Raw genomic sequence first — 10969 nt, 5'->3', positions numbered from 1 at the left:
GCTGAGCTACGCCTACCACGGGCACCTCGACCTGGTCGGGCACGGCCACGGGCCGGGCTCGCTGCCGTGGCGGTTGCAGCTCGCGCAGGTGGACCGGCTGGTCGAATCGCTGGCCGAACGTCTTCCGGGATCGGCCGCGCTGCTGGTGGTGGCCGATCACGGCATGGTCACCGTCGACCCGTCCGAAGCGCTGGACGCGGACACCTCGCCCGCGCTGTCCGAGGGCGTGCGGCTGCTGGGCGGCGAGCCGCGCGCCCGGCACGTCTACACCGAACCGGGCGCCCGCGCGGACGTGCTCGAGACCTGGCGCGCGGCGGTGGGGGAACGCGGCGCCGTCGTCACCGGTGAGCAGGCCATCGACGAAGGCTGGTTCGGCTCCGAGGTGGCCGACGAGGTGCGCCCGCGCATCGGCGACGTGCTGGCGGTGCTGCGGGAGTCCGCGGTGATCCGGTCGGTGGCCGAGCCCGGTGAGTCCTCGCTGCGCGGGCATCACGGTTCGCTCACCGCCGCGGAGCAGTTCGTCCCGCTGCTGGTGGCGCAGGGCTGATCGCCGAACGTGCGCTGCTCCGGTGAGCGCGCCGGGTCCAAGAGCGGACGTCCTCCGTCGGACCGGGCGGTTTCGTCCGTCCCGGCCGTGCGGCGCAAGATGCGTGCAGGCTGGCGTCCGGTCGGCAGGCCCTTCCCGGCAGTACCTGAGCGATTTCGCGGCGGCCCGAGGTCAACGGTCCGGGGCACAATGAAGGTCCAGCGGGAGGCAGCTTGTCGGCCTCTTGTATCTATGCGGTCGACAACCTAGAGTTCCCGATGCCCGGAACGGTGTTTCCGCAGAGCGGAAGTCCTCATTGCTGAGGAGGCTGACCATGTCGACCAGCGCTGCAACCCCGAGCCCGGGGCCGACCGCGGCTGCCGCCCCGGCGGCCGACCTGGACCGGTTGGTCCGCCGGTTCCGCGCGGTGCTGCCCGCGGAATCGGTGATCACCGACCCGCAGCGGCTGCGCACCTACGAATGCGACGGCCTGGCCAGCTACCGGGTGGTGCCCGCGGTGGTCGTGCTGCCCGCCGACACCGAGCAGGTGCGCGAGGTCGTCGCGGCCTGCGCCGAGCAGCAGGTGCCGTTCGTGGCCCGCGGCTCCGGTACCGGGCTTTCCGGCGGCGCCCTGCCGGACGCCGAAGGCGTGCTGATCGTGACCTCGAAGATGCGCCGGATCCTGGAGATCGACGTCGCCAACGAGCGCGCCGTGGTGGAGCCGGGCGTGATCAACCTCGACGTGACCACCGCCGCCGCGCCGCAGGGCTACTACTTCGCCCCCGACCCCTCCAGCCAGCAGGTCTGCTCCGTCGGCGGCAACGTCGCGGAGAACTCCGGCGGCGCGCACTGCTTGAAGTACGGGTTCACCACGCACCACATCCTGTCCCTGGAGGTCGTCACCCCGGACGGCGATGTCGTCGAACTCGGCGGCGCCGCGCGCGAAGCGCCCGGATACGACCTGCTCGGCACGTTCATCGGCAGCGAGGGCACGCTCGGCGTGGTCACCAAGATCACCGTCCGGCTGCTGCGGAAACCCGAGACGGTGCAGACGCTGCTGGCCGGTTTCCGCACCACCGACGACGCGGGCGGCGCGGTCTCGGCGATCATCGGCGCCGGCGTCACCCCGGCCGCGGTGGAGATGATGGACGCGCTGTCCATCGAAGCCGCCGAACAGGCCGTGGCCTGCGGCTACCCGGAAGGCGCTGGCGCGGTGCTGGTGGTCGAGCTGGACGGCCCGGTCGCCGACGTCGAGCACACCTTCGACGAGGTGCAGCGGTACTGCCGCGAGCACGGCGCCTTCGAGATCCGCGTCGCCGCCGACGACCACGAGCGGGCGATGATCTGGAAGGGCCGCAAGTCCGCCTTTGCCGCGGTCGGCCGGATCAGCCCGGACTACATCGTGCAGGACGGGGTGATCCCGCGGACCGCGCTGCCGGAGGTGCTGGGCCGCATCGCTTCGCTGTCGGCCGAGTCCGGGGTGCGGGTGGCCAACGTCTTCCACGCCGGGGACGGCAACCTGCACCCGCTGGTGCTGTTCGACGAAGCCGAGCCGGGCGCGGCCGACCGCGCCGAAGAGGTCTCCGGCGCGATCCTCGACCTGTGCATCGAGCACGGCGGATCGATCACCGGCGAGCACGGCGTCGGCGCCGACAAGGTCAAGTACATGGGCCGGATGTTCACCGCCGACGACCTGGACACCATGCAGCGGGTCCGCTGCGCCTACGACCCGGCCGGGATCTGCAACCCCGGCAAGGTCTTCCCGACTCCGCGGCTGTGCGGCGAGGTGCCCGGCCCGCGCCGCGGTGTGCACCCGTTGACCGAGGCAGGATTGGCGGACCAGTTCTGATGACCGAGACCAGCGCTTCCGCGCCCACCGCGCTCACCTCCGCCGTCGGCGACGACCGGATCCGCCGGGCCGCAGCGGGCGACGAGATCGCGGGCGTGCTGCCGTCCTGGGTCGCGTCCGCGTCGAGCACCGAAGAGGTCTCCGCGATCCTGCGGGCCGCCGACGAGCACGGGCTTTCGGTGGTGCCGAAGGGATCCGGCAGCAAGCTCGACTGGGGCGCCGCGCCGCGCTCCGCGGACGTGCTGCTGGACGTCTCGCAGCTGCGCGGGGTGGTCGAGCACGCGGCCGGTGACCTCGTGGTCACCGCCAAGGCGGGCACCCCGCTGGCCGAGGTGCAGGCGGCGGTTTCCGAGGCGGGGCAACAACTTCCGATCGACCAGCCGCTGCCGTCGGCGACCCTCGGCGGAGTGGTGGCCACCGCGACCTCCGGGCCGGGGCGGCACTTCTTCGGCGGGGTGCGCGACCTGCTGATCGGCATCACCGTGGTGCGCGCCGACGGCACCGTGACCACCGCGGGCGGCAAGGTCGTCAAGAACGTCGCCGGCTACGACCTCGGCAAGCTCTACACCGGTTCCTACGGCACCCTCGGCGTGATCACCGAGGTGGTGTTCCGGCTGCATCCGCTGGCCGACGAGCATCGGTGGATCCGCAGCGTCCTGGACGGTCCGCAGGAGGCCGCCGAGACCGTCGCCGCGCTGCGGCGCTGCCAGGAGATGCCCACCGCCATCGAGCTCGACAGGTCCGAAGTGGACGGACCGATCACGGTGTGCGCGCAGCTGGAGGGGCGACCCGCGGCCACCCACGAGCGCGCCGTCCGGCTGGCCGGTGAGATCGGCGGGGAAGTGCTCGAGCGCGCGCCCGAATGGTGGGGGCGGTTCCCGGCCGAGCCGGACGGCAACGCGCTTCGGCTCGGCGTGGAGCCCGCAGCGCTGGCCGAGCTGCTGACCTTCGCCGAGCACGCCGCGCAGGACTCCGGCGTGCCGCTGACGCTGCGCGGTGCCGCCGGGCTGGGCGTGCTGCACGCGGGGATTCCGTCGAGCTGCGAGCCGAAGCTGCTCGGCTCGCTCGTGGAGGGATTGCGCCAGCAAGCCGAATACGCCGTGCTGCTGCGCGGAAATCCCGCCGCGCGCGAAGCCATCGACCCGTGGGGGCCGCAGCCGATCGGCGTGCAGACGCTGCTGCGCCGCGTGAAGGACCAATTCGATCCCGGGCACCGGCTCGCACCCGGTCGTTTCGTGGGAGGAATCTGATGACCGAGACCCCGGCGCACTCCGGAGTGCCGAACGATCCGGGCGCGCCTGCCGAAACCGGCGCCGCGGCCGATCCGGGCCGTCCGGTGCGCCCCGACCACACCGACGTGCTCGGTGCGTTCGACGAGCACCACCCGCCGCAGCAGAACCTCATCGACGATTGCGTCCACTGTGGATTCTGCTTGCCCGCGTGCCCCACCTACGACCTGTGGGGCGAGGAGATGGACTCGCCGCGCGGACGCATCTACCTGATGAAGGAAGGCCTCGAGGGCGAGCCGATGACCGACGCCATGGTCGGGCACATGGACAACTGCCTGGGCTGCATGGCCTGCGTGACCGCGTGCCCGTCCGGGGTGCAGTACGGCACGCTGATCAACGAGACCCGCGCGCAGATCGAGCGCAGGCACGAGCGCGGCCGCTGGGAGAAGCTGCTGCGCACGGCGATCTTCACGGTGTTCCCGTACCCGCGGCGGCTCAAGGCGATGCGCGGACCGCTGGCGCTGTACCAGAAGCTGCGCGTCAGTTCGCTGCTGCGGCGCACGGGACTCACCGACAAGCTGCCGCCGCACCTGCGCACCATGGAGTCGCTGGCGCCGCCGATCAGCCGCGCCCCGAAGCTCGGGCGGCGGATCCCCGCGCGCGGGCAGCGGCGCGCCACTGTCGGCATGATCACCGGGTGCGTGCAGAGCGCGTTCTTCCCGGACGTCAACGCCGCCACCGCCCGGATCCTGTCCGCGGAAGGTTGCGATGTCGTGATCCCGCCATCGCAGGGGTGCTGCGGCGCGCTGAGCGAGCACTCCGGCCGCGAGGAAGAGGCGCTGAAGTTCGCGCGGAAGCTGCTGGACACCTTCGAGGAGTCCGATGTGCAGCACATCGTGATCAACTCGGCGGGGTGCGGTTCCACGCTCAAGGAATACCCCCGGCTGCTGCGCGACGACCCGGAGTACGCCGCGAAGGCCGAGCGGTTCGCCGCGAAGGTGCGCGACATCGCGGAACTGCTCACCGAACTCGGCCCGGTCGCCGAACGGCACCCGCTGCCGGTGAAGATCGCTTACCACGACGCCTGCCACCTCAGCCACGGCCAGGGAATCCGCGCCCAGCCGCGAGATCTGCTGCGCGGCATCCCCGGTGTCGAGCTGCGCGAGATCAACCGCGGTGAGCTGTGCTGCGGCTCGGCCGGGATCTACAACCTGCTGCAGCCGCAGGCGGCGGAGGAACTCGGCAACCGCAAGGCCGCCAACGTGCTCGACACCGAGGCGAGCCTGCTGGTGACCGCCAATCCGGGCTGCTCCATGCAGATCCGCACCGCGCTGGAACGCCGCGGCGCTGAGCTGCCGATGGCGCACACGGTGCAGGTGCTCGATGCCGCGATCCGCGGTGTGCCCGCGGAAAAGCTGCTGGCCGCGAGCGGCTGAGGCCGCTTCACGAACAGAATTCAGCGGTTTCGGTCCCGGTCGCGGCGAAGGCGCCCGGGACCGGCTCCAAAGCCCGGCACGGCGGTGACCCGCCGACCGTCCACGGTGCACCGCAAGGCGGTCCGGTGCACTCGCCCGAACTTCTCGAAACGCCCCTACCACCGGTGAGTCCGCGCGGATATCGTCGCGGCCTCGACACGCTGGCCCGCGCCACAAGGGAGTGGTTGTGTACCAACAGATCCTGGACCCGCTGTTCGGCTCCCTGGGCCTGAGCGCGCTGGCCGCGGCATTGCCGCTGCTGGTGCTGTTCGCGCTGCTGGGTTTCGTGCGGATGACCGCGTGGAAGGCGTCGCTGATCGCGCTCGCCGTTTCGCTGGCGGTCGCGGTGTTCGTCTACCCGATGCCGGTCGACCAGGCGCTGCTGTCGGCCACGCTCGGCGCCGCGTTCGGCTTCTTCCCGATCCTGTGGATCGTGATCAACGCGATCTGGATCTACCAGATGACCGTGACCACCGGGCACTTCGACGTGCTGCAACGCAGCTTCTCCCGGGTCAGCGGGGACCGGCGGATCCAGGCGGTGATCATCGCGTTCTGCTTCGGCGCGCTGCTGGAGGCGCTGGCCGGGTTCGGCACCCCGGTCGCGATCACCACCGTGATGCTGCTGGCTCTCGGGTTCGGCCCGATCACCTCGGCCGTGGTCGCGCTGGTGGCCAACACCGCGCCCGTCGCCTACGGCGCGCTGGCCTCACCGCTGGTGACGCTGGCCAGCGTCACCGACATGCCGGTGGAGCAGCTCGGCGCGATGACGGGGCGGCAGACGCCGGTGCTCGCGGTGATCGTGCCGCTGGTGCTGGTCGGCATCATCGACGGGTTCCGCGGCATCCGGGAAACCCTCCCGGCCACGCTGACCTGCGGGATCACCTTCGGCGTCGTGCAGTTCGCCGCGGCCAACTACGTGTCGGTGCCGCTGACCGACATCATCGCCGCGCTGGTCGCGGCCGGGGCCACCGTGCTGCTGATGCGGGTCTGGACACCGCGCGGCGCCGAGGAGGTCGCGGCGGGCACCGACAGCCGCACCGAAATCCTGCGGGCCTACGCGCCTTACCTGATCGTGATCGCGGTGTTCGTGATCGCCCAGCTCGGACCGGTCGCCGACCTGCTCGACGCGGTCACCGTCAAGTTCGGCTGGCCGGGGCTGGACATCCGCGAACCCAACGGCGAAGCGCTGTCGCTGACCGACTTCAAGTTCGACTGGCTCTCCAGCGCCGGGACGCTGCTGCTGATCGCCGGGATGCTGACCGTGCCCGCCATCGGGATCAGCGCGCGCGGCGCGCTCGGCCGCTACGGCGCGACCTACAAGCAGCTGGCGTGGCCGATCGTCACCGTGATGACGGTGCTGGCGATCGCGTACGTGATGAACACCTCCGGGCAGACCGCGACGCTGGGCACCTGGATGGCCGCGGCGGGCGGGCTGTTCGCGTTCCTCTCGCCGATCCTCGGCTGGCTGGGCACCGCGGTGACCGGCTCGGACACCTCCTCGAACTCGCTGTTCGGGGCGTTGCAGGTCACCGCGGCCGAGAAGGCCGGGATCGAGCCGATGCTGGCGGCCGCGGCGAACGGTTCCGGCGGGGTGCTGGGCAAGATGATCTCGCCGCAGAACCTCGCGATCGCCGCTGGCGCGGTCGGCATGAGCGGGCGCGAGGGCGACATCTTCCGCCGCGTGCTGCCGTTCAGCATCGGGTTCCTGCTGCTGCTGTGCGTGCTGGTCGCGCTGCAGGCGACCCCGGTCCTCGGGTGGATGACCTGGGGCCTCTGAACATCTGTTGAGCTCGTTTTGCAGAACAGACCAACACCGGAGCCGAACGCAGGTTCCGAGACGGCCTCTGAGAAACGGATCCGGGCTGTCGCTCGTTTGACCGGGGCAGGGGTTTTCCGGCGCAAGCTGCGGGGAGACCCCGCCCACTCCGGGTCTCCATTGACTATGACAGTAATGGTGTAACACTCTGAGTGGAGTACCGGCCGCAACGAGGAGGCACGTCGCCCATGTCCGAGGCGTTCGTCTACGACGCGATCCGCACCCCGCGCGGTCGCGGCAAGCAAACCGGATCGCTGCACGGGACCAAACCGGTCAGCCTGGTCACCGGTCTGATCGATGAGCTGCGCCGCAGGCATCCCGGCCTGGACCCCGAGCTGATCGACGACGTCGTGCTCGGCGTGGTCTCGCCGCTCGGCGATCAGGGCGGGGACATCGCCAAGACCGCCGCGATCGCCTCCGGCCTGCCGGACACCGTCAGCGGTGTGCAGCTCAACCGGTTCTGCGCCTCCGGGCTGGAGGCGGTGAACTCCGCCGCGCAGAAGGTCCGCTCCGGCTGGGAGGACGCGGTGCTGGCAGGCGGCGTGGAATCGATGTCGCGGGTGTCGATGGGCTCCGACGGCGGCGCATGGGCGATGGACCCGGAGACCAACCTGGCGACCTCGTTCGTGCCGCAGGGAATCGGCGCCGACCTGATCGCCACCCTGGAGGGCTTCGACCGCGGCACCGTCGACGCCTACGCCGCCGAGTCCCAGACGCGGGCGGCGAAAGCCTGGGCGGACGGCCGGTTCGCCCGCTCCGTTGTCCCGGTCAAGGACCGCAACGGCCGGACCGTGCTGGACCGCGACGAGCACATCCGCGCGAACACCACCGCGGACAGCCTCGGCGGGCTCAAGTCCTCGTTCGCCGACATCGGTGAGATGGGCGGCTTCGACGCGGTCGCGCTGCAGAAGTACCACTGGGTCGAGCAGATCGACCACGTGCACACCCCCGGCAACTCCTCCGGCATCGTCGACGGTGCCGCGCTTGCGCTGATCGGCAGCGAGGGCCTGGGCGAGCGCACCGGCCTGCGCCCGCGGGCGCGGGTGCTCTCGGCAGCGCTCAGCGGCGCCGATCCGACGATCATGCTCACCGGCCCGGGGCCCGCGGTGCGCAAGGCGCTCGGCAAGGCCGAGATGAGCATCGACCAGATGGACCTCATCGAGATCAACGAGGCGTTCGCCGCGGTGCCGCTGCGGTTCATGCGCGAGTTCGGCGTCCCGCACGAGAAGGTCAACGTCAACGGCGGCGCGATCGCGATGGGCCACCCGCTCGGCGCCACCGGCGCGATGATCCTCGGCACCCTGCTCGACGAGCTGGAACGCCGCGAGCAGCGCTACGGCCTGGCAACTCTGTGCGTCGGCGGTGGCATGGGCATCGCAACGGTCATCGAACGCCTCAGCTGAACCCGGACGCTGCGGCCGCGCGCCGCGCCCGAACCCGCAAAGGACTTCCTCGCATGAGTGATCAGAGCACCATCCGCTGGGAGCAGGACAACGACGGCGTCGTCGTGCTCACCCTGGACGACCCCCAGCAGCAGGCGAACACGATGAACGAGCGCTACGTGCGCTCGATGGACCAGACGCTGGACCGGCTCGAAGCCGAGCGGGACGGCATCACCGGCGTCGTGCTCACCTCCGCGAAGAGCACCTTCTTCGCCGGCGGCGACCTGCACGACCTGATCCGCGTCCGCCCGGACAACCTCGACCAGTTCGCCGAGACCAGCAACACCACCAAGCGGCAGCTGCGCCGCCTGGAGACCCTCGGCAAGCCGGTTGTCGCCGCGCTCAACGGCACCGCGCTCGGCGGCGGGCTGGAGATCGCCCTGGCCTGCCACCACCGCGTCGCGCTGGACGGGCCGAAGATCCGCTTCGGCTTCCCCGAGGTCACCCTCGGCCTGCTGCCCGGAGCGGGCGGTGTGGTGCGCACCGTGCGCATGATCGGCATCGCGGACGCGCTGCTGGGCGTGCTCACCCAGGGCCAGCGGCTGCGTCCGGGCAAGGCCAAGGACATGGGCCTGATCGACGAGGTCGTCGCTACCGACGCCGAGCTGCTCACCCGCGCCAAGGAGTGGATCAAGGCCAACCCGGAGGCCGCGCAGCCCTGGGACCGCAAGGGCCACAAGATCCCCGGCGGCACCCCGTCGAACCCGAAGTTCGCCGCGAACCTGCCCGCGTTCCCGGCGAACCTGGCCAAGCAGCTCAAGGGCGCCCCGCTGCCCGCGCCGAAGAACATCATGGCCGCGGCGGTCGAAGGCTCCCAGGTGGACTTCGACACCGCGCTGGAGATCGAAGGCCGCTACTTCGCCGAACTGGCCGCCGGGCAGACCGCGAAGAACATGACCAAGGCGTTCTTCTTCGACCTGCAGCACATCAACTCCGGCGGCAGCAGGCCCGACGGGTACGAGACCTGGAAGGCGAGCAAGGTCGCCGTGCTCGGCGGCGGCATGATGGGCGCGGGCATCGCCCACGTCTGCGCCCAGTCCGGGATGCAGGTGCTGCTCAAGGACGTCTCGCTGGAAGCGGCCGAGAAGGGCAAGGCGTACTCCGCGAAGATCCTCGGCAAGGCCGTGGACAAGGGCCGCAAATCCGCCGCGGAGCGCGACGAGGTGCTCGCCCGGATCACCCCGACCGACCGCAACGACCAGCTCGAAGGCTGCGACCTGGTGATCGAGGCCGTGTTCGAGAGCACCGAGCTCAAGCACCGGGTCTACAGCGAGGTCGAGGACGTGATCGACGGTGACGCGCTGATCGCCTCGAACACCTCCACGCTGCCGATCACCGGGCTGGCCGAGGGGGTGCGCCGCCGGGAGGACTTCATCGGCCTGCACTTCTTCTCCCCGGTGGACAAGATGCCGCTGGTCGAGATCATCTGCGGCGAGCAGACCAGCGATCGCGCGCTGGCCAGGGCGTTCGACGTGGTCCAGCAGATCAACAAGACCCCGATCGTGGTCAACGACAGCCGCGGGTTCTTCACCAGCCGGGTCATCGGCACGTTCCTGAACGAGGGCGTCGCGATGCTCGCCGAAGGCGTGCACCCGGCGTCCATCGAGCAGGCCTCCAGCCAGGCCGGTTTCCCCGCCCCGGTGCTGCAGCTGTTCGACGAGCTCACGCTGACCCTGCCGCGCAAGATCCGGGAGGAGACCAAGCGGGCCGTGGAGGCCGAGGGCGGCACGTGGGTTCCGCACCCGGCCGAGGGCATCCTGGACCGGATGGTGGACGAGTTCGAGCGCACCGGCCGGGCAGGCGGCGCCGGGTTCTACGAGTACACCGACGGCGTCCGCGGCGGGCTGTGGCCCGGGCTGGTCGAGCACTTCGGCGCCGGCTCCGGCGATCCGGCCGCGGTCGAGTTCGACGACCTCAAGGAGCGGCTGCTGTTCATCCAGGCCGTCGAAACCGTGCGGTGCCTGGACGAGGGCGTGCTCAAGTCGGTGCCGGACGCCAACATCGGCTCGATCTTCGGCATCGGGTTCCCGGCGTGGGCCGGGGGAGTGGTGCAGTACGTCAACGGCTACCCGGGCGGGCTCGCCGGCTTCGTGGCCCGGGCGAACGAGCTGGCCGAGCGCTACGGCGAGCGGTTCGTGCCGCCGGAGTCGCTGGTGCGCAAGGCCAAGGCCGGGGAGCGCATCGACCTCGGCGAGCCGGATGCCGAGGTCGTCGGAAACACCTCGGCCGCCTGATCAGCGCTTGAATACTTGTCGTTGAGCTCGTTTTGCGTGGGTGGTCGCTTAGCGGAACCTCGGGCGCCGTCTCGCTGCGGGATCTCCTCCTTAAGTAGCGCCCTACTCGGCGTCGGAGCTGTCCTCGCGAGACGACGCCTGAGAACCCGCCGATGGTCGGTTTGCGCAGGTGGCGGAAGCGGCTGACGCCGCTTGAAAGTAGCCAACACCCAGAGCCGAACCTAGGTTCAAAGGCAGGCGCTGAAAAGGGCGCCGGACCGCAAGTCGGTCCGGCGCCCTTTCGCGTTGGTCGCCTCAGCGCTGCGGCAGCTCCGGCAGCGCGTCGGTGGCGTGGCCCGCCGCCGAGCCGAGTTCGCCCGCGAGCGGCAGTTCGCCGGAGGCACCGCGCACGGTCCGCT

General features: G+C 70.9%; 7 protein-coding genes. All 7 read left to right on the top strand.

Annotation, left to right across the window (positions count from 1 at the left end):
• On the top strand, positions 1 to 547 hold a 547-nt coding region (locus IJH84_RS04295), incomplete at its 5' end, for an alkaline phosphatase family protein (protein ID WP_295140434.1).
• Positions 548 to 860: 313 nt separating this feature from the next.
• Positions 861 to 2375 (top strand): FAD-linked oxidase C-terminal domain-containing protein, encoded by a 1515-nt coding sequence (locus IJH84_RS04290; protein WP_295140432.1) that lies wholly within the window; start codon positions 861 to 863, stop codon positions 2373 to 2375.
• Positions 2375 to 3625, top strand: a complete 1251-nt coding sequence (locus IJH84_RS04285) for an FAD-binding oxidoreductase (RefSeq protein WP_295140429.1) — start codon at positions 2375 to 2377, stop codon at positions 3623 to 3625. The genes IJH84_RS04290 and IJH84_RS04285 overlap by 1 nt, the downstream gene beginning before the upstream one ends.
• Positions 3625 to 5040: a glycolate oxidase subunit GlcF gene (glcF, locus tag IJH84_RS04280; protein WP_200073182.1), complete on the top strand. Its 1416-nt coding sequence runs from the start codon at positions 3625 to 3627 to the stop codon at positions 5038 to 5040. Before IJH84_RS04285 ends, glcF begins: the two co-directional genes overlap by 1 nt.
• Before the next feature lie 226 nt (positions 5041 to 5266).
• Positions 5267 to 6856, top strand: coding sequence for an L-lactate permease (locus IJH84_RS04275; protein WP_295140426.1), 1590 nt, complete (start codon positions 5267 to 5269; stop codon positions 6854 to 6856).
• Between the two features lie 227 nt (positions 6857 to 7083).
• A complete protein-coding gene (locus IJH84_RS04270) occupies positions 7084 to 8298 on the top strand; it encodes an acetyl-CoA C-acetyltransferase (protein ID WP_200073180.1) in 1215 nt (404 codons plus the stop codon).
• Positions 8299 to 8351: 53 nt separating this feature from the next.
• The gene (locus IJH84_RS04265; RefSeq protein WP_295140423.1) at positions 8352 to 10571 is read left to right on the top strand and encodes a 3-hydroxyacyl-CoA dehydrogenase NAD-binding domain-containing protein; all 2220 of its coding nucleotides are present in this window, start codon (positions 8352 to 8354) and stop codon (positions 10569 to 10571) included.
• Positions 10572 to 10969 lie beyond the last annotated feature (398 nt).

It is taken from the genome of Saccharopolyspora sp., assembly GCF_017434145.1.
GTDB lineage: Bacteria > Actinomycetota > Actinomycetes > Mycobacteriales > Pseudonocardiaceae > Saccharopolyspora_C > Saccharopolyspora_C galaxeae.
The sequence above is the reverse complement of the archived record's forward strand: the minus strand, read 5'-3'. Positions and strand labels throughout refer to the sequence as shown.

Excerpts from the sequence above, each read along its gene's own strand:
- IJH84_RS04290 (WP_295140432.1), top strand. The coding sequence starts at position 861 with ATGTCGACCAGCGCTGCAACCCCGAGCCCGGGGCCGACCGCGGCTGCC.
- IJH84_RS04285 (WP_295140429.1), top strand. The coding sequence starts at position 2,375 with ATGACCGAGACCAGCGCTTCCGCGCCCACCGCGCTCACCTCCGCCGTC.
- glcF (WP_200073182.1), top strand. The coding sequence starts at position 3,625 with ATGACCGAGACCCCGGCGCACTCCGGAGTGCCGAACGATCCGGGCGCG.
- IJH84_RS04270 (WP_200073180.1), top strand. The coding sequence starts at position 7,084 with ATGTCCGAGGCGTTCGTCTACGACGCGATCCGCACCCCGCGCGGTCGC.
- IJH84_RS04265 (WP_295140423.1), top strand. The coding sequence starts at position 8,352 with ATGAGTGATCAGAGCACCATCCGCTGGGAGCAGGACAACGACGGCGTC.